The sequence below is a fragment of the Pedobacter sp. KACC 23697 genome (genome assembly GCF_045348445.1).
Lineage (GTDB): Bacteria > Bacteroidota > Bacteroidia > Sphingobacteriales > Sphingobacteriaceae > Pedobacter.
Genome location: NZ_CP157485.1, coordinates 3,683,703 through 3,700,590 on the forward strand (window position 1 = coordinate 3,683,703; position 16,888 = coordinate 3,700,590).

A 16,888-nucleotide genomic window follows, 5' to 3' on the forward strand; every position below is an offset into this window, starting at 1 on the left:
AACGATTAAACATATATAAAGGTAGTACCGGCTTTTATACCCATACTACCTTTAAAACTTTTACTAGATTGCTTCGATTGCTACCAAATGGTTCACTTTACGAACCATACCGATAATCTGTGGAGTAGCTTCTACTTCTACGCTCTGGTTCATTTTAGATAAACCCAAAGCCTGAACGGTTCTTTTTTGGCGCTCGCTTCTGTCGATAACGCTTTTTACTTGTGTTATTTTGATCTTAGCCATGATATTATCCGTTAAATACTTTGTTTAAATCTATACCACGGGTTTGGGCTACTGTATAAGCATCACGCATTTTAGTTAATGCATCAACAGTTGCTTTTACCACGTTGTGTGGGTTAGATGATCCTTTAGATTTTGCCAATACGTTATGCACACCAGCACTTTCTAATACGGCACGCATCGCACCACCAGCAATTACTCCGGTACCTACTGCAGCTGGTTTGATTAAAACAAAACCACCAGAGAATTTACCGATTTGTTCGTGAGGAACAGTACCGTTTAAGATTGGAACTTTTACCAGGTTCTTTTTAGCATCATCCACACCTTTAGCAATTGCTTCAGTTACCTCTTTCGCTTTACCTAAACCGAAACCAACAACACCGTTTTCATCACCTACAACAACAATTGCTGAGAAGCTGAAAGTACGGCCACCTTTGGTTACTTTGGCAACACGTTGTATACTAACCAAACGATCCTTTAATTCGATATCGGTGGTTTTTACTCTTTTTATATTAATAGTTGACATCTTACTTTTTCTTCAGATTAAAATACTAAACCAGCTTCGCGGGCACCCTCTGCCAACGATTTTACACGACCGTGGTATAAATAGCCATTTCTATCGAAAACAACTTCTTTAACACCTGCAGCAATTGCTTTTTCGGCAACTAATTTGCCTACTGCAACTGATTGGTCGCTCTTGTTTCCAGTACCAGTAAAATCTTTCGATAATGATGATGCTGATGCTATTGTTGTACCGGTTACATCGTTAATTACCTGAGCATAAATCCCTTTATTGCTTCTGTATACAGATAACCTTGGACGTTCTTCCGAACCGGTAAGTCTTTTTCTGATCCCTTTTTTAATACGATCTCTTCTTGATAATTTTTTACCTGCCATGATTACTATTTTTTAGATGCTGATTTACCTGCTTTTCTTCTTAACACTTCACCTACAAACTTGATACCTTTACCTTTATATGGTTCCGGTGCACGTAACGAACGGATTTTCGCTGCTACCTGACCGATCAATTGTTTGTCGGTACTCTCTAAAATGATTTTAGGCGTCTGACCTTTTTCTGATTGAGTAGTTACAGTAATTTCCGCTGGCAATTGGAATACATAGTGGTGAGAATAACCTAAAACCAGATCTAGTGTATTACCTGTGTTTGTAGCACGGTAACCAACACCTACTAGTTCCTGAGTTAATTTATAACCTTCTGTAACACCAACAACCATGTTGTTAAGCAATGAGCGGTATAAACCGTGTAATGCTTTGTGTTTCTTTTGATCTGATGGACGTTGAACTGTTAAAATTCCATCTTCCTGACTTACAGTGATATCTGAATCTACTGCTTGTGTTAATTCACCTTTTGGTCCTTTTACAGTTACTACATTATCTTTTGATACGGTAATTGTAACACCTGAAGGGATTGTAATTGGGGCTTTTCCTATTCTTGACATTGTGCTGTTCTCCTAATATTAATAAACGTGACACAATACCTCACCACCAATGTTTAATTTGGCTGCTTCTTTATCGGTCATTACACCTTTAGAAGTAGATAAGATTGCGATACCTAAACCGTTTAATACTCTTGGCATATTTTCAACACCAGCATAGTTTCTCAAACCTGGTTTACTTACTCGCACTAATGTACGAATAGCAGGAACTTTAGTAATCGGATTGTATTTCAAAGCAATTTTAATGGTGCCCTGAACTGTAGTATCTTCAAACTTATAGTTCGCGATGTAACCTTTATCGAAAAGAACTTTAGTAATTTCTTTTTTAAGGTTTGATGCAGGAATTTCTACAACACGGTGGTTGGCCTTAATGGCATTCCTTACTCTTGTTAAATAATCTGCTATTGGATCTGTATTCATTATTTATTGTTTTTGATAGTGGTTTCCTTCTGCTACCCAGCTGTGGGACCTGCTATCGGTTAAAATTCTTTTTTTTAGCGAAAAGCAAAAAGATTAAAGCCTAAAGCGGGTTTATTCGCCTTAGACTTTAAGCTTTCAGCTCTAAGCTATATTACCAAGATGCTTTTTTAACACCTGGTATTTTACCGTCTAGTGCCATTTCGCGGAATGTTACCCTTGAAATACCAAAGGTACGCATATATCCACGAGGGCGACCAGTTAATTTACAACGGTTGTGTAAACGTACTGGAGATGAGTTCTTTGGTAATTTATCCAAACCCTCGAAATCTCCTGCTGCTTTTAATGCCGCACGTTTTTCAGCGTATCTAGCTACCAATTTTTGGCGCTTAACTTCGCGTGCTTTTACACCTTCTTTTGCCATTATTCTGCTGTTTTTTGATTTTTAAATGGTAATCCGAATTGTTTCAATAACTCAAGCGCCTCAACGTCAGATTTTGCCGAAGTTACGAAAGTTATATCCATCCCTAAAATTTTATTGATTTTATCTATATTAATCTCAGGAAAGATGATTTGTTCAGTAACACCTAACGTATAGTTACCTTTTCCATCGAAACCTTTATCGTTAATACCTTTGAAATCACGGATACGTGGCAAAGCTACAGAGATCAAACGATCCAAGAACTCATACATGTTGTTATCGCGTAAAGTCACACGTACACCTACCGGCATACCTTTACGTAATTTAAAGTTAGAGATATCTTTCTTTGAATTAGCCGGAACCGCTTGCTGACCAGTAATGGTAGTCAACTCAACGATAGTGGTATCCATGATTTTTTTATCAGTAACAGAAAAACGACCTACACCCTGATTGATACAGATTTTTTCCAATTTAGGAACCTGCATTACAGTTTTATACTGAAATTTTTCTTTTAATGCATTTACAACTTCTTCTTTGTATTTGCTTTTTAATCTAGGTGTAGCCATTATTTAATCTCCTCTCCTGAAATTTTAGCAACTCTAACCAATTTACCATCAGCGTTTAGTTTACGACCAACGCGTGTAGCTTTACCAGATTTTGGATCAACCAACATCAGGTTAGAAATATGAAGAGCAGCTTCTTTTTTAATAATACCACCGTTCGGATTTGCAGCATTTGGCTTGGTATGCTTAGATACCAGGTTAATGCCTTCTACAATGGCTCTGTTTTTATCTGTTTGTACTGAAAGTACTTTTCCTTGTTGACCTTTTGAATCGCCAGCAATTACTTTAACTAAATCTCCTGTACGGATTTTAAGTTTTGTTGTATTTACTTTGTTTCCCATTTTATAATACCTCCGGTGCTAATGATACGATTTTCATGAATTGTTTTTCACGTAGTTCTCTCGCAACCGGGCCAAAGATACGTGTACCTCTTGGCTCATCCTGTGCGTTCAATAATACTGCAGCATTATCGTCAAAACGGATATAAGAACCATCTTTACGACGGATTTCTTTTTTGGTTCTTACAACAACTGCTTTTGAAACTGTACCTTTTTTAACATTACCAGATGGCAATGCGCTTTTTACGGTAACAACTACTTTATCACCAATTGAAGCATAACGCTTGCCGGTTCCACCTAGCACGCGAATTACTAATACTTCTTTTGCGCCGCTATTATCAGCAACGTTTAATCTCGATTCCTGTTGTACCATCTTATTTAGCTCTTTCTAAAATTTGTACCAATCTCCAGTTCTTGTTTTTACTCAAAGGACGAGTTTCCATAATTAATACAGTATCGCCGATACCACACTCATTTTTCTCGTCGTGAGCCATAAATTTGGTAGTTTTTTTTACGAACTTACCATAAATCGGGTGTTTTACCTTACGTTCCACGCTCACTACAACAGATTTATCCATCTTGTTGCTTACCACTAACCCGGTTCTTGTTTTTCTTAATTGTCTTTCCATGTCGACTCTCAAATTATTTAGTTTCAGTAGCTGACTCAGTGTTTTTCACTTTAGTCAACTCAGTGTTTAAACGGGCTATGTCTTTCCTTACTTTTGCAATACGTGAAGGATTTTCGATAGCTGAAATAGTGTGAGCGAACTTCAATTTTGATAAGTTCTCTTTTTCTTCCGCAATCTTAGCTACTAATTCTTCTTTTGAAAGCCCTGTGATTTCTGAATTTTTCATTTTTCTTTTTCTTTTACGTTGAGTGTAGCGGTTATAATAAACAAGTATTTACAACATTCACCTCAACACTTTACTATGCTTCTACGTAATCTCTACGTACTACGAATTTGGTTTGGATCGGTAATTTCTGAGCAGCTAAACGTAATGCTTCTTTAGCAATTTCTAAAGGCACACCTTCAGCTTCGAAAATTACGCGTCCAGGTCTTACAACTGCTACCCAATATTCAGGAGCACCTTTACCTTTACCCATACGTACCTCAGCAGGTTTTTTAGTTACCGGTTTGTCCGGGAAGATCCTGATCCATACTTGGCCTTCACGTTTCATGAAACGAGTTACGGCAATACGGGCAGCCTCTATCTGGCGACTTGTGATCCAAGTAGCTTCTAGAGATTTGATACCGAAAGATCCGAATGCTAACTCAGCTCCACGAGAAGCTAAACCCTTCATTCTGCCTTTTTGCATCTTCCTGAACTTCGTTCTTTTTGGCTGTAACATTTTATTTTGTTCTAATCGTTAAACGATGTTAATAAATCAATTATTTACGAGGACCTCTGTTAGCGCCTGCGCCACCACCTCTGTTTGCACCACCTTGGCCCGGACCACGACCACCGCCCTGGTTTCCACCACGTCTGTCGTTACCACCGCCACGGTTATCTCTTCCACCACCACGGTTATCTCTTCCACCGAAAGCTGGTTTATCTGATGCGCCTTTTGGACCGTTGTTTGTTGCACCAATGTTTGGAGACAAATCACGTTTTCCATAAACCTCACCTTTACAGATCCAAACTTTAACACCTATTTTACCATAAGTAGTTAAGGCTTCAGCTAAAGCGTAGTCGATATCAGCACGGAATGTATGCAAAGGCACTCTTCCTTCTTTGTACTGCTCGGTACGTGCCATCTCAGCACCACCTAAACGACCAGAAGTCATGATTTTGATACCTTCAGCACCCATACGCATGGTTGATGCGATAGAAGATTTCATTGCTCTACGGAATGAGATCCTTGCTTCTAATTGTTTTGCAACACCTTCTGCAACTAATTGTGCATCAAGTTCCGGGCGTTTAATTTCGAAGATGTTAATTTGAATTTCCTTTTTAGTCAATTTCTTTAACTCTTCTTTAATTTTATCAACCTCAGCACCTGCTTTACCGATTACAATACCCGGACGGGCTGTGTGGATCGTTACAGTGATACGTTTTAACGTACGCTCGATAACCACTTTTGCAACACCGCCTTTCGCGATACGGGCAGAAAGGTATTTTCTTATTTTCTCATCTTCAACTAATTTATCGGAGTAGTTGTTGCCACCGAACCAGTTAGAATCCCATCCTTTGATAATTCCTAACCTGGCACCTATTGGATTTGCTTTTTGTCCCATTTCCTAATTAGTTTTGAGTTGTTTCTGTGTTTTTACTATCTACAATCAGCGTTACGTGGTTAGAACGTTTACGAATTCTATATCCACGGCCTTGAGGAGCTGGACGTAAGCGTTTTAACTGACGGCCACCATCAACCATAATTGTTTTAACAAAAAGTTGGTTTTCTTCAGGGCGGGCACCCTCATTTTTAGCTTCCCAGTTTTTGATAGCAGATAATAATAATTTCTCAACTCTTATTGCTGCTTCTTTATTGGTAAACTTTAAAATGCTTAATGCTTTTTCTACACGTTCACCTCTGATAAGATCTACAACCAAACGCATCTTACGCGGTGAGGTTGGACAATTGTTTAATTTTGCTATTGCTTCCATTGTCTAATTATTTTTTCTTTTCAGCGTGTCCTCTGAATGTTCTGGTTGGAGCAAATTCTCCCAACTTGTGACCAACCATGTTTTCTGTAACATACACAGGGATAAACTTGTTACCATTGTGTACTGCAAATGTATGATTAACGAAATCTGGTGATATCATTGATCTGCGAGACCAAGTTTTGATTACAGACTTTTTGCCTGAATCATTCATAGAGTTTACTTTTTTCTCTACGTTATGGTCAATATAAGGTCCTTTTTTTATCGAACGAGCCATTATTTCTTCCTTCTCTCTATGATGTAACGATTAGAATATTTTTTAAGTTCTCTGGTTTTAAAGCCTTTAGACAATAAACCTTTTCTTGAACGTGGGTGACCACCTGATGATCTACCTTCACCACCACCCATTGGGTGATCTACTGGGTTCATTGCTACCGGTCTGGTTCTCGGACGACGGCCCAACCAACGTTTACGACCTGCTTTACCTAATACTTCGTTTGCGTGATCTGAGTTAGATACAGCACCGATAGTAGCCAGACAAGTTGTCAGGATTAAACGGGTTTCGCCTGAAGGCATTTTTAAAGTAGCATATTTACCATCGCGGGCAGCTAATTGTGCATAAGCACCTGCACTACGAGCCAATTGTGCTCCTTTTCCAGGGTGGATCTCCACGTTGTGGATGATAGAACCTAATGGAATGTTCGATAATTTTAAAGTGTTACCTACTTCTGGTGCTGCTTTGTCGCCCGATAATAATACCGAACCAACTTGCAATCCTTCAGGAGCGATGATATAACGCTTCTCGCCATCTGCATAGTGTAATAATGCGATGCGGGCAGTACGGTTTGGATCGTATTCAACAGTAGCTACTGTTGCAGGAATATCGAATTTATCGCGTTTGAAGTCGATTAAACGATATGATTTTTTGTGACCACCGCCCATGTAGCGCATAGTCATTTTTCCTGTATTGTTACGTCCACCAGACTTTTTTGATGATACAACCAATGATTTTTCGGGCTTGGTTGCTGTAATCTCCGTAAAACTGGCACCAACTCTGAAGCGGGTACCTGGAGTAACTGGTTTAAATTTTCTTAAGCCCATAGTTATAATGAATTATTAAATTAAAGGGTTGCGTAATAATCTATTGTTTCGCCATCTTTTAACGTTACGATTGCTTTTTTGTATTTCGGGCTACGGCCTGATACAAACCCTGCTTTAGTGTAACGAGATTTAGCTTTTCCATCAACAACCATTGTATTAACTGCAACGATGGTTACACCGTACAATTTCTCAATAGCATCTTTGATTTGGATTTTGTTAGCCTTGTGGTTAACACTGAACGTGAAACGGTTAGATTTCTCAGATAAAGCTGAAGCTTTTTCGGTTAATATTGGTTTTTTTAAAATTTCCATATTATTTGGCAAACGCCTCCTCCAAAGTTTTAACAGAATCAGCAGTTAACACAAGTACACCAGCGTTTAATACATCATAAGTATTTAAATCTGCTGCAGAGATTACTTTAGTTTTCTGAACGTTTCTGCTTGATAAATAGATATTATTATTTTGTGCAGGTAAAACCAACAAAGTTTTCTGATCATCTACTTTTAAAGCAGCCAATAAACTTGTATAGTTTTTAGTTTTAATCGTATCGAAGTTGAAATCTTCTAAAACTACCACGTTATTGTCTTTTGCTTTATAAGCTAAAGCCGATTTACGTGCTAATGATTTTAATTTCTTGTTCAATTTAAAACTGTAATCACGTGGCTGAGGACCGAAAACACGACCACCACCGTTAAATAACGGAGATTTAATGCTACCAGCACGGGCACCACCTGTACCTTTTTGTTTGTATAGTTTGCGGGTCGAACCAGCAATCTCATTACGTTGTTTAGATTTGTGAGTACCTTGACGTTGGTTAGCCAAATACTGCTTAACATCTAAATAAATCGCGTGGTCGTTAGGCTCGATACCAAATACCGATTCAGGAAGTTGCACCTTGGCACCTGTTTCTTTACCTGAAATGTTTAATACTTTAACTTCCATCTGATTATTTGTCTAAGATTACGTAAGAACCTTTAGCTCCTGGAATGGAACCACTAACTACTAATAAGTTTTGCTCAGCATAAACTTTCAAAACCTGTAAGTTCTGAATTTTTACCCTGTCTCCACCTGTTCTTCCAGCCATGCGCATTCCTTTGAATACACGTGATGGAAATGATGATGCTCCCAATGAACCCGGGGCACGTAAACGGTTATGCTGACCGTGAGTCTGCATACCAACACCGGCAAATCCGTGACGTTTTACAACACCTTGAAAACCTTTACCTTTTGAGGTACCTACAACATCAACAAAATCGCCTTCTGCGAATGCATCAACGGTTACTACATCACCTAAATTAAGTGAAGTTGTAAACGAATCAAATTCTACCAGCTTGCGTTTCGGAGTTGTGTTTGCTTTCGCGAAATGGCCTTTTAACGGTTGAGTTGTGTTTTTCTCTTTTTTCTCATCGTAACCCAGTTGGATTGATGAATACCCGTCTTTTTCTTCGGTCTTTACTTGTGTAACTACACAAGGCCCAGCCTCGATTACCGTACAAGGAATGTTTCTTCCTTCGGCATCAAAGATACTGGTCATTCCTACTTTTTTTCCAATAATTCCTGACATTTTATCTTTTCTTTTTAACACCCATCGAAGCAGTAGGGCTTCGTTCAAGGTGGTTGTACATCCCCCGAAAGGGACGGCAAAGATAGGCAAGAATTATTAATTTTCAAATAGTTAGCTAAATATTTTTTCAAATAAATTGCTGATATGATGGTGTTTAGCTTAAAAAGGGTTGTTTATGGGCTATGCGGGCGTGTAAAACATCACTTATAAAACTGATTAAAAGCACTTTAGATGGCATTCTGCGTAAAAAAAACTTGATAAAGAAGGTAAAATGGATGGTTTGAACAGAATTCTGCATTTGACCATTTATTACACCATAAAAAGCGCTGGCACCACATAAATATGCAGATCAACGCAGATTTTTTATAAAAAATTTAATGCGCTATCCCGCCGTTTAGACTAATGGTTATAATAGCTAAAATAATAAACCCTATCAGTACATAAAGGTAATCGCGCTCAATCAAAAAGCTAAAGATCGCGAAGACGATGCGTGCAATCGGTGTAAAAATAAGCATGAGTATGCCAAACTGTACAATAGCATCGCCCTTAAAACTAGCTAATCCCTTAAATATGCCTACAATGGAAGAAAACTTACTGAGTTCTGGCTTAAAAACTTTATAATCAGTAATCGCTCCTTTGTTGTGGATAAGGAAAATGGCGCCACCGATTAATACGATGGACATCGAAATGATTACACCTGCACGTAAAAGTGTACCGAGTATTACCTGGATATCCTTATCGTTCAGATTTTCTTTTTTTGCTGTATCCATTATAATCCGCTTATTCCTTTATAAATCATCTGCAATGCCAAAAAAGCAACTACAATGGCAAATACAATTTTAAGTTTATCGGTTTTAGCCTTTACCAATACTTTCGAGCCCACGGTTGCCCCTGTTAAAACACCAATACATACCGGCATGGCAATGCCAGGATCGATCTGGCCACGGTGCAGATAAACTACTGCACTGGCTGCTGCCGTAACGCCCATCATAAAATTACTGGTTGTAGTTGATACCTTAAAGGGTAAACGCATAATATTATCCATTGCAATTACCTTTAATGCCCCACTCCCAATGCCCAGTAAGCCTGATAAGGTTCCGGCAAAAAGCATCATTAAAAAACCTCCAGGAACGTGTTTCACCGAGTATGGCTGGTTTATACCTTTATCAGGATAAGATCCGTTAAGTTTAAAAAACCTGGCCCACTTATCAGTATGCGCTAATGTAGTGTGATCTACCTTTTTCTTTAAAGTCATGATAGCCGAAAAGATTAAGATACAGCCAAACAGAATCGCAATATAATTTGCATTGAGGTAAACTGCTACAATTGCCCCGCAAATGGCACCTATGGTCGTAGCGATTTCTAAAAACATTCCGATCCGGATATTGGTGATGCCCTCTTTCACATAAGCAGCAGCCGAGCCTGAAGAGGTAGCAATAACCGAAACAATGGATGCACCAATAGCATAGTGAATATCAACACCTAAAGCCAGCGTAAGTAATGGAATGATGATTACTCCTCCACCTAAACCCGTTAGCGAACCTAACAATCCGGCCAAAAAAGCACCTAATAAAACGATAAGGGTAAACAGCAATACCGACATATGGGCAAATATAATGTACTGTTTTTGCCTAAACGAAGGAATCGGGGAATAAAATAAAGTCTATATGATATATGGAATAGGTAAAATGGAAGATGGAAAATGGATAATGAAAGAGGTTAAAATGGAAAGCGTATGTCAACCATGGGCCATCTTACATTTTTCCATCTTACATCATTTTCCCAGCCTTTTAATCATCTCTGCACTTAAATCCCTCCCATCGTTTAACCGATTGGCAAAAAACGATTTGGCTGCTTCAAAGTGCTCTTTATACCCCTTTAAATCGCCATAACCGATTATGGATGCCCATTCGTGTACTGCAGTATGGAATTCCAAATCATCGCCACGGATTGATTTATCATACAATGCCGTATGGATCGATTCCTCCAGCATGGCCTCATTTTTAAAAAGGTATTCGGCAATACCCAGCCTTAATTTAAAGGGAGGGGTTTGGCAGATCAGGTTATCATAAGGGTTTATACCCATTTTATACCAGGCATATACCATACTCAATAAACTGAGATGCGAATTGGGTTTCTGTTTATGGTCGGCATCAGACAGGCTGAACTCTTTCATAATGTTATCGTCCAAAAGCAAAAGCGAACGGCTCTCATGGAAAACAAAATCGCGTGCTGCATAAATTTTTTCCCTGAATTCCGTTTCATTTTCACAGATCATCAGTTTAAACAGTTCGGATTCTGCCTGGGCATAATATTTAACCTGTTTTTGTGCATAAGGATTCAATATGGCCAAACCGGCATAAATGTGCGATTTATAACTAAAAATCCGCAGAGTGGTTAAAATCTTTACGTTATCGATTCCACCTGCATAAGCAGGATTATCCCATGGGAAGAAACCTGCATTTTTCCAGGCAGAGCCCATGCTCTCAAAACCCATGTGCGTAACGGCTTGCGTATCGGCCACAATACGGTCGTGCTCGCGGTAATCGTTCATTTCGATAATGTTCGATTTTAAAGATTGGTAAACTTCCAATGCCTGTGCATAAACCTCATCGGTAGCACGGTGACGAACCACCACAAGCGTTTGCCCCTCGGGACTGAAAGCCGGACCATGCAAAGAATGGCAGGTGACAATCTGGGTATCCTGCGAAAGGTGTTTTTCAAAAGCAGCAATTTCCGGGTGTTTAACTGATGTCTGGCCTGCAACTATTGCACCATACTTGGTCGAGCGTGCAAAAGTAGCCACTACTTCATCAATTTTTTCGGCTTCAACGCAGTAAATGATAAAATCAGATTTACGCGCCACCTCATGGCCATCAATTAAAACTTCAATCCTCTTCGGTTCAAGCTCATTTTTTAAATCTGTAAAACGTAAAGGCATATCTGCCCCACATACCTTATAACCAGCATTTACAAACGATAGAGCATACAATTTGCCCATATCGCCCATACCAATAATTCCTATTTGCATGAAACAAATGTAACCTATCGTAAATAAATTTATAATAAAACTTAGATAAAATTGTTATTTAGAATGTTAAACCAATATAATTTTATCGATTTGCCAAAATCTTAAACAATTTTATTAACCCCGAAATGGATAAACATGTAGCTTTACAAGCTAATACCTATATTTAAACTATGCAGAAAATTAAACACACCCTCTTGTTTTTAGGCGCTATGCTATTTTTAAACGTTGCGTTTGCGCAAACCGCTCCTGACACTACTAAAAATACCGATCCATCGCTCAACGGCCAGTATCAGTTCATGTTAAAAAAATCTAAAAGTTTGTATGGCGCAAAACTGATCAATCCAAACCGCTTATCCGCTTTATGGAAAAGTGTGAATGATACATTAAAAAAGGAACGCAAGCAATTGCAGGAAGCCAGACAGGAAATTAAGGCACAGGCTGGAAATATTTCGAGTTTAAAAGGTGAAGTTACGGGAAAAGAAAGTTCACTGGCCAACGCTACAGCCTCCGTTAACGAAATTAAGTTTTTAGGAATTGCCTTTAATAAAGGTACATATAATACCATTGTTTGGAGTATTATTATTGTGCTGGGCATCGGTTTGGCTTTTGTTATTTTTCAATCTGGAAAGTTAAGGCATGAGGCCAAATACAGAACTGAACTTTACCAGGAAGTGGCCGATGAGTTTCAGGCACATAAGGTAAAAGCAAAAGATAAAGAAATGAAACTTGCCCGTGAGCTGCAGGATGAGCGTAATAAATGGGATGAAGGCCGGGGAAGATAGAAAGATCTAACACCAGATGTACCAATCAAAAGGGAGGTTTGTCTCGCATCTCGCAAAATCTTTAGAAGATGCTAGTTGGTGTCAGATGAAAACATCTGACACCACAATGCTTAAATTCATACAGAATAATTGTCTTTTTATTTTGTAAAGCAGGGCTTGTGGTACTTCGGTTCAACCAGCCCCGCCATTCGCTATAGTCCCGATGAAACCTGTGAAACAAGCAAGCACACCTTAAAAACAAAAAAATCAGTGCTTAAATCGGGAGCTGCCGCTGCTGTCGGGTTTATTCTACCTACAGCAGTACCATTTGGCCACCTAAACCCGGTCAAAGCGAGAGTGGAACTGCTTTTACCAAAAATTACTGTAAAACTTACTGAAACTTCATTAAAAGAGTTGTCAACTTTTCAGCAAGATGGCTATAAAAGCTGACAACCCGATTTACTAAAAGAGAAATTTCATTTTTAATTCTTAATACTGTATTTCAGGCCCAGCTCAAACTCCCCGTTACTATAATTCAGCATTTTTGAGGTATTGGTGGTGTACTGAAAAAGCAGCGAAAACTGGTTTTTATAATTGGTACCAAAACCAGCTGTTAAGCTGTTGGTACTATGGTAAATGCCATTAACCATCAATTTACTATCCAAAAGCTGGATATTAACACCTGCATCAAAAATACCATCATAATTTTGCACGCCCCTGTATACTAATTTTGGTTCAATGCTATTAATCAATTTATCAGTGTTAAATTGATAAGCTGCAGCAATAAAATAGGTTGAGCGGTCTACAACATTTCTTAATATATCTCTTTTAAAAAACCGTTTGAGATTTGGCAGGGCAGCCTGCAATGTTAATTTATCGCTACGGTAAGCGGCACCAAAATCGCCATCTAAATAAAGTTTACGATCGTTAAAACTGTTCAGCACATCATCGTCTAAATCGCCTTTAACTTTATTAAAATCTATAGATTCGTTCATAATACCGGCCGATAATCCAAAATCGAGGAAATTTGTCCCGCCGTTTAAAGGCACATGATAAGCATATGTGAATGTTGCTCTTGTACGGTTAATGGCGCCTGCAGTTTCATTGTAAAAAAGCAAACCTAACCCGACCTTATTGCTGGTAAAACCATAATCGCCGGTAAGATATTGAATTTTTGGAGCACCCTCTACTCCAGCCCACTGGGTTTTAAAAGCGGCATTCAAGGTTAAGCCTGTTGCTAAGCCTGCCATTGCCGGGTTAGCCAAAAATTGGTTCTGGTAATAGCTGCCCCCCAGAGGATTAAGCTGGGCAAATGCTGGTTTAATGCTTAAAAACAACAGCGCTGCGATATAATATTTCATTTCTTTCACTGTTATTTTTTATATAAAATGGATATGAAGCCTTTTATTGATCCATCTGTACCCAAATCAAGCATATAATAATAGGTATCTTCCATTAACGGTTTCCCATTAAAATAACCATCCCAATTGTTTTGGTAGTTCGTGGCAGCATAGATCATCCTGCCTCCCCGATCAAATATGGTCAGTTTATTGTTCGGATACTTTTCTAAACCTTTAACCACGAAAAAATCATTTTTACCATCACCATTCGGGCTAAGAATGTTGTTGATTATAGCAACATCTGCAGTGGTTTGTATCATCAGAAAAGGCTGCAAAAAACCCTGACTCAATGTTGTACCAGCCGCCTGAAAAGTTTGCACCACAGCCATTTCGCCGATACTGAAATCGTACAGCTGATTATTGATTCTTCCGTAAGCACTGGTAGAATTAAAGATATAGGGTAAGTTTTGTGCTTTCAGATTATTTCCCAAAAACAGCAAAAACAGGCATATAAACGGAAAGTATATTTTTCTCATCTCGTTTTAGTTTAAAGAGACCCACGTAACACCATCGCTTTGAATGGTAAAGGTTTTATTCCCCGTAATCGTGGTTAAACTCGAATCGTCGTTTAGTAACACAGGGTTATTTAAGGTTACATCACCGGATGATAGGGCTTTAATAATCACATACACCCTTCCTTTACAGGTACTGGCAGCAGGAAGATTAACGGTTACATTTGCGCCTGCATTTTTTATTCTAACGGTATAATGACTGTCATTTAGGGTTAATGTACCTGCAGTAGTAAAAGTTAAAATACTGGCCGAAACCGAACCATTAATATTTAAAGTACTGGCATTTGCAGGCGCATAAGCTATAGCAGTTGCTGCTGATGTTCCGTTAAGTGTTAGCGAACCACCGTTGGCAGTAAAACTGCCCGCAATTAAAGGGTAGATAGTACTAGAATTTGCCACTATGAGCGTATTATTTGCATTTGTCATATTCCCGGCTGCATTGCTTCCGATAAAAACATTGCCGGCGCCGTTATTTTTTGATCCGGCACCGTAGCCTATTGCGGTATTGTTATCGCCATTGTTTGCTTCAAGCGCCAGACTGCCCACTGCTGTATTGGCAACACCAGTACCATTGGCCATTAAAGTATGGGTACCCAACGCGGTGTTATTGGAACCAACGGTATTGGCTGATAAGGCCTGCGAACCGAAACCACTGTTATTGATGCCACTAAAACTACGTTGTAATACCTGGTAACCCAATGCACTATTTTCGTAACCAGAGATATTTACCGATAAGGCTTCCCGTCCGAATGCACTGTTGTAAAAACCTGATACGTTTGCGGTAAGTGTTTTATAACCAAAAGAAATATTGCTTTCTGCTGAATTGCCTAAGCGACCCGATTTTAAACCATTAACCAAAAAATTAATGGCGACATCATCAGTATTACCGAAAAAATTGTTGTTCTGATCTATGCTGCCTGTATTGCCCTTTAGTGCCCAGGCATTGGCGTTGGCAAATAAGCTTCTGCTGATCAGTTCTGGCTTTCCTGTTGTAGCATTTGTAATGTATACTTTATTTGCATCGCTTATGCCATTGGTCGTTAATTTAGCGAGCGTTACAGCTGCATCAGCTAGTTTTGGTGTAGTTACCGAGCCATCTGCAAGCTGGAGCGTATTCACTGCAGCATCGTCAATATTAATATTTTTAACTTCTTTGTTCTCAATTTTGACTGAAGTTATTGCGCCGTCCGCCAGTTTGGGCGTCGTTACCGAACCATCTGCGAGCTGAAGTGTATTCACAGCAGTATCGCCTATATTAACATTTTTAATTTCTTTATTCCCAATTTTGACTGAAGTCACTGCGCCGTCCGCCAGTTTGGGCGTCGTTACCGAACCATCAGCTATTTTCAATGTGGTTATCGCTCCGTCTGCCAGTTTGATGGTGTTTACTGCTCCTGCGTTGATATCGATTGTCACATCTTTAAGCAAAGCTGTGCTACCATTGGCACTAATGCTCAAATCTGTTGAAGTCAAAGCTTTGGCACCAGATAACTGGCTAATATCCAATGTTACTGGTTTCCATGCTGTACCATCAAATAAAAGCACCTGGTTATTGGCTGGTGCAGCTGCATTTAAGCTTTTGCCCTGAAGGTTTGCAAGGGTTGGGTTTGGATAATTACCGGTTAAGTCTCCTCCGGCAGCTCCCGTAGAAGGACCGACCGGACCAGTATCACCTTTGTCGCCTTTATCGCCTTTAACACCAGGAATACCTTGTGAACCCTGTAATCCGGTTGCACCTGTTGCGCCGGTATCACCTTTTATACCCTGTGGACCTGTTGCCCCAGCCGCTCCCGGAGCACCTGTTAAACCTATTGGCCCCTGGGCACCGGTTGCTCCGGCAACACCCGGTATACCTTGCGGACCTACGGGCCCTGTGGCACCAGGATCGCCTTTAGGCCCAATTGGTCCGTTGGCGGCATATAAGGCATAAGGCACACTTAATAATTGTGCTGTTCCGGCAAGCATAAAATTAGTCCCATTGTCCGGATCGATTTCAACCTTAACGAATTTTAATCCACTTGCCCAGGTCACCCCTCCTATCGTACCCGTTACAGCACTTGCTCCACCTGAGCCGATGGCTACAGCATAAAGACCCAAAACGTTGGTAACCACATTTCTTACTTCCGAATATTGCGTAGTACCTGTTGCAGATGCATCCAGTATACTGATGCGCAGGGATATGTTTTTATTTGCAAGTGGTGTACCATTGGCATTTCTGGCAGCACCTTGATAATTGAATTGTTGTGGAGTTTGTGCGTTAACAGCCAATGCCAAGCCCATACTTAGCAGCGTGATCAGTATTTTTTTTTTCATGAACAGGGATGAGATCTAATGATTAGGCTACAAATAAGAAGTAGCCAAACGATCAAATCTAATAATTAGTACAAGTTGAGAACTGTGCTTTACACGAAAAATGCACCTCCAGTATACAAATCGCTGTAAATCAAATTCATATATAAATAATAACTTCATAATTTTA

The 16,888-nt window shown here is 39.4% G+C and carries 27 protein-coding genes; 2 read left to right on the top strand and 25 right to left on the bottom strand.

What is annotated here, in order from left to right:
• Positions 1-63: 63 nt before the first annotated feature.
• The 22 genes from rpmD to ABEG20_RS14840 form a co-directional block, all read right to left on the bottom strand.
• A complete protein-coding gene (gene rpmD / locus ABEG20_RS14735; RefSeq protein WP_010599892.1) occupies positions 64-243 on the bottom strand; it encodes a 50S ribosomal protein L30 in 180 nt (59 codons plus the stop codon).
• A 4-nt stretch (positions 244-247) separates the two neighbouring features.
• Positions 248-766, bottom strand: a complete 519-nt coding sequence (gene rpsE / locus ABEG20_RS14740; protein ID WP_010599893.1) for a 30S ribosomal protein S5 — start codon at positions 764-766, stop codon at positions 248-250.
• A 17-nt stretch (positions 767-783) separates the two neighbouring features.
• Positions 784-1,137, bottom strand: a complete 354-nt coding sequence (rplR, locus tag ABEG20_RS14745; RefSeq protein WP_090501109.1) for a 50S ribosomal protein L18 — start codon at positions 1,135-1,137, stop codon at positions 784-786.
• 5 nt (positions 1,138-1,142) lie between these two features.
• Complete coding sequence (gene rplF, locus ABEG20_RS14750) at positions 1,143-1,700, bottom strand: 50S ribosomal protein L6 (RefSeq protein WP_406824069.1); 558 nt, start codon at positions 1,698-1,700, stop codon at positions 1,143-1,145.
• A gap of 18 nt (positions 1,701-1,718) precedes the next feature.
• Entirely contained in the window at positions 1,719-2,120 is a 402-nt protein-coding gene (gene rpsH / locus ABEG20_RS14755; RefSeq protein WP_231427289.1) for a 30S ribosomal protein S8, read from the bottom strand.
• A 148-nt stretch (positions 2,121-2,268) separates the two neighbouring features.
• Entirely contained in the window at positions 2,269-2,538 is a 270-nt protein-coding gene (gene rpsN / locus ABEG20_RS14760; RefSeq protein WP_039475193.1) for a 30S ribosomal protein S14, read from the bottom strand.
• The gene (gene rplE, locus ABEG20_RS14765; RefSeq protein WP_086547740.1) at positions 2,538-3,104 is read right to left on the bottom strand and encodes a 50S ribosomal protein L5; all 567 of its coding nucleotides are present in this window, start codon (positions 3,102-3,104) and stop codon (positions 2,538-2,540) included. Before rplE ends, rpsN begins: the two co-directional genes overlap by 1 nt.
• Positions 3,101-3,439, bottom strand: a complete 339-nt coding sequence (gene rplX / locus ABEG20_RS14770) for a 50S ribosomal protein L24 (protein ID WP_406824070.1) — start codon at positions 3,437-3,439, stop codon at positions 3,101-3,103. Before rplX ends, rplE begins: the two co-directional genes overlap by 4 nt.
• A 1-nt stretch (position 3,440) precedes the next feature.
• Positions 3,441-3,809: a 50S ribosomal protein L14 gene (gene rplN, locus ABEG20_RS14775; RefSeq protein WP_090886529.1), complete on the bottom strand. Its 369-nt coding sequence runs from the start codon at positions 3,807-3,809 to the stop codon at positions 3,441-3,443.
• Between the two features lies 1 nt (position 3,810).
• Complete coding sequence (gene rpsQ, locus ABEG20_RS14780) at positions 3,811-4,065, bottom strand: 30S ribosomal protein S17 (protein WP_010599901.1); 255 nt, start codon at positions 4,063-4,065, stop codon at positions 3,811-3,813.
• Between the two features lie 13 nt (positions 4,066-4,078).
• Positions 4,079-4,291: a 50S ribosomal protein L29 gene (rpmC, locus tag ABEG20_RS14785; RefSeq protein ID WP_025145217.1), complete on the bottom strand. Its 213-nt coding sequence runs from the start codon at positions 4,289-4,291 to the stop codon at positions 4,079-4,081.
• A 73-nt stretch (positions 4,292-4,364) separates the two neighbouring features.
• Positions 4,365-4,787 carry a 50S ribosomal protein L16 gene (rplP, locus tag ABEG20_RS14790; RefSeq protein WP_113951798.1) on the bottom strand — a complete coding sequence of 141 codons (423 nt, stop codon included), beginning with the start codon at positions 4,785-4,787 and terminating at the stop codon, positions 4,365-4,367.
• A 40-nt stretch (positions 4,788-4,827) separates the two neighbouring features.
• Complete coding sequence (rpsC, locus tag ABEG20_RS14795; protein ID WP_090501104.1) at positions 4,828-5,673, bottom strand: 30S ribosomal protein S3; 846 nt, start codon at positions 5,671-5,673, stop codon at positions 4,828-4,830.
• Between the two features lie 7 nt (positions 5,674-5,680).
• On the bottom strand, positions 5,681-6,043 hold the full coding sequence (rplV, locus tag ABEG20_RS14800; protein WP_025145219.1) for a 50S ribosomal protein L22: 363 nt from the start codon (positions 6,041-6,043) through the stop codon (positions 5,681-5,683).
• A gap of 7 nt (positions 6,044-6,050) precedes the next feature.
• The gene (gene rpsS, locus ABEG20_RS14805; RefSeq protein ID WP_010599906.1) at positions 6,051-6,317 is read right to left on the bottom strand and encodes a 30S ribosomal protein S19; all 267 of its coding nucleotides are present in this window, start codon (positions 6,315-6,317) and stop codon (positions 6,051-6,053) included.
• On the bottom strand, positions 6,317-7,141 hold the full coding sequence (gene rplB, locus ABEG20_RS14810) for a 50S ribosomal protein L2 (RefSeq protein WP_406824071.1): 825 nt from the start codon (positions 7,139-7,141) through the stop codon (positions 6,317-6,319). The genes rpsS and rplB overlap by 1 nt, the downstream gene beginning before the upstream one ends.
• A 20-nt stretch (positions 7,142-7,161) precedes the next feature.
• Positions 7,162-7,452, bottom strand: a complete 291-nt coding sequence (gene rplW / locus ABEG20_RS14815) for a 50S ribosomal protein L23 (RefSeq protein WP_406824072.1) — start codon at positions 7,450-7,452, stop codon at positions 7,162-7,164.
• Between the two features lies 1 nt (position 7,453).
• Complete coding sequence (gene rplD / locus ABEG20_RS14820) at positions 7,454-8,083, bottom strand: 50S ribosomal protein L4 (RefSeq protein WP_090501096.1); 630 nt, start codon at positions 8,081-8,083, stop codon at positions 7,454-7,456.
• Positions 8,084-8,087: 4 nt separating this feature from the next.
• Positions 8,088-8,705, bottom strand: a complete 618-nt coding sequence (gene rplC / locus ABEG20_RS14825; RefSeq protein WP_057932251.1) for a 50S ribosomal protein L3 — start codon at positions 8,703-8,705, stop codon at positions 8,088-8,090.
• A 374-nt stretch (positions 8,706-9,079) separates the two neighbouring features.
• Complete coding sequence (locus tag ABEG20_RS14830; protein WP_406824073.1) at positions 9,080-9,475, bottom strand: DUF1634 domain-containing protein; 396 nt, start codon at positions 9,473-9,475, stop codon at positions 9,080-9,082.
• Positions 9,475-10,308 carry a sulfite exporter TauE/SafE family protein gene (locus tag ABEG20_RS14835; protein ID WP_406824074.1) on the bottom strand — a complete coding sequence of 278 codons (834 nt, stop codon included), beginning with the start codon at positions 10,306-10,308 and terminating at the stop codon, positions 9,475-9,477. The genes ABEG20_RS14830 and ABEG20_RS14835 overlap by 1 nt, the downstream gene beginning before the upstream one ends.
• Positions 10,309-10,479: 171 nt before the next feature.
• Positions 10,480-11,736 (bottom strand): NAD(P)-binding domain-containing protein, encoded by a 1,257-nt coding sequence (locus ABEG20_RS14840; protein WP_406824075.1) that lies wholly within the window; start codon positions 11,734-11,736, stop codon positions 10,480-10,482.
• Positions 11,737-11,906: 170 nt separating this feature from the next.
• Between ABEG20_RS14840 and ABEG20_RS14845 the strand changes: the two genes are divergently transcribed.
• Together ABEG20_RS14845 and ABEG20_RS14850 are read left to right on the top strand one after the other, a co-directional pair.
• Positions 11,907-12,518 carry a hypothetical protein gene (locus ABEG20_RS14845; protein ID WP_406824076.1) on the top strand — a complete coding sequence of 204 codons (612 nt, stop codon included), beginning with the start codon at positions 11,907-11,909 and terminating at the stop codon, positions 12,516-12,518.
• 129 nt (positions 12,519-12,647) lie between these two features.
• A complete protein-coding gene (locus tag ABEG20_RS14850; protein WP_406824077.1) occupies positions 12,648-12,947 on the top strand; it encodes a hypothetical protein in 300 nt (99 codons plus the stop codon).
• A gap of 32 nt (positions 12,948-12,979) precedes the next feature.
• On the opposite strand, the gene ABEG20_RS14855 is transcribed toward ABEG20_RS14850, so the two are convergent.
• The 3 genes from ABEG20_RS14855 to ABEG20_RS14865 are packed head-to-tail and all read right to left on the bottom strand — an operon-like array spanning position 12,980 to position 16,722.
• The gene (locus ABEG20_RS14855; RefSeq protein WP_406824078.1) at positions 12,980-13,858 is read right to left on the bottom strand and encodes a PorP/SprF family type IX secretion system membrane protein; all 879 of its coding nucleotides are present in this window, start codon (positions 13,856-13,858) and stop codon (positions 12,980-12,982) included.
• A gap of 11 nt (positions 13,859-13,869) precedes the next feature.
• Entirely contained in the window at positions 13,870-14,373 is a 504-nt protein-coding gene (locus ABEG20_RS14860) for a gliding motility-associated C-terminal domain-containing protein (protein ID WP_406824079.1), read from the bottom strand.
• Between the two features lie 6 nt (positions 14,374-14,379).
• On the bottom strand, positions 14,380-16,722 hold the full coding sequence (locus ABEG20_RS14865; RefSeq protein WP_406824080.1) for a hypothetical protein: 2,343 nt from the start codon (positions 16,720-16,722) through the stop codon (positions 14,380-14,382).
• Positions 16,723-16,888: the final 166 nt, after the last annotated feature.

Coding starts and splice junctions, on each gene's coding strand:
- rpmD (WP_010599892.1), bottom strand. CDS start 243: ATGGCTAAGATCAAAATAACACAAGTAAAAAGCGTTATCGACAGAAGC.
- rpsE (WP_010599893.1), bottom strand. CDS start 766: ATGTCAACTATTAATATAAAAAGAGTAAAAACCACCGATATCGAATTA.
- rplR (WP_090501109.1), bottom strand. CDS start 1,137: ATGGCAGGTAAAAAATTATCAAGAAGAGATCGTATTAAAAAAGGGATC.
- rplF (WP_406824069.1), bottom strand. CDS start 1,700: ATGTCAAGAATAGGAAAAGCCCCAATTACAATCCCTTCAGGTGTTACA.
- rpsN (WP_039475193.1), bottom strand. CDS start 2,538: ATGGCAAAAGAAGGTGTAAAAGCACGCGAAGTTAAGCGCCAAAAATTG.
- rplX (WP_406824070.1), bottom strand. CDS start 3,439: ATGGGAAACAAAGTAAATACAACAAAACTTAAAATCCGTACAGGAGAT.
- rplN (WP_090886529.1), bottom strand. CDS start 3,809: ATGGTACAACAGGAATCGAGATTAAACGTTGCTGATAATAGCGGCGCA.
- rpsQ (WP_010599901.1), bottom strand. CDS start 4,065: ATGGAAAGACAATTAAGAAAAACAAGAACCGGGTTAGTGGTAAGCAAC.
- rpmC (WP_025145217.1), bottom strand. CDS start 4,291: ATGAAAAATTCAGAAATCACAGGGCTTTCAAAAGAAGAATTAGTAGCT.
- rplP (WP_113951798.1), bottom strand. CDS start 4,787: ATGTTACAGCCAAAAAGAACGAAGTTCAGGAAGATGCAAAAAGGCAGA.
- rpsC (WP_090501104.1), bottom strand. CDS start 5,673: ATGGGACAAAAAGCAAATCCAATAGGTGCCAGGTTAGGAATTATCAAA.
- rplV (WP_025145219.1), bottom strand. CDS start 6,043: ATGGAAGCAATAGCAAAATTAAACAATTGTCCAACCTCACCGCGTAAG.
- rpsS (WP_010599906.1), bottom strand. CDS start 6,317: ATGGCTCGTTCGATAAAAAAAGGACCTTATATTGACCATAACGTAGAG.
- rplB (WP_406824071.1), bottom strand. CDS start 7,141: ATGGGCTTAAGAAAATTTAAACCAGTTACTCCAGGTACCCGCTTCAGA.
- rplW (WP_406824072.1), bottom strand. CDS start 7,452: ATGGAAATTTTAAAAAAACCAATATTAACCGAAAAAGCTTCAGCTTTA.
- rplD (WP_090501096.1), bottom strand. CDS start 8,083: ATGGAAGTTAAAGTATTAAACATTTCAGGTAAAGAAACAGGTGCCAAG.
- rplC (WP_057932251.1), bottom strand. CDS start 8,705: ATGTCAGGAATTATTGGAAAAAAAGTAGGAATGACCAGTATCTTTGAT.
- ABEG20_RS14830 (WP_406824073.1), bottom strand. CDS start 9,475: ATGGATACAGCAAAAAAAGAAAATCTGAACGATAAGGATATCCAGGTA.
- ABEG20_RS14835 (WP_406824074.1), bottom strand. CDS start 10,308: ATGTCGGTATTGCTGTTTACCCTTATCGTTTTATTAGGTGCTTTTTTG.
- ABEG20_RS14840 (WP_406824075.1), bottom strand. CDS start 11,736: ATGCAAATAGGAATTATTGGTATGGGCGATATGGGCAAATTGTATGCT.
- ABEG20_RS14845 (WP_406824076.1), top strand. CDS start 11,907: ATGCAGAAAATTAAACACACCCTCTTGTTTTTAGGCGCTATGCTATTT.
- ABEG20_RS14855 (WP_406824078.1), bottom strand. CDS start 13,858: ATGAAATATTATATCGCAGCGCTGTTGTTTTTAAGCATTAAACCAGCA.
- ABEG20_RS14860 (WP_406824079.1), bottom strand. CDS start 14,373: ATGAGAAAAATATACTTTCCGTTTATATGCCTGTTTTTGCTGTTTTTG.
- ABEG20_RS14865 (WP_406824080.1), bottom strand. CDS start 16,722: ATGAAAAAAAAAATACTGATCACGCTGCTAAGTATGGGCTTGGCATTG.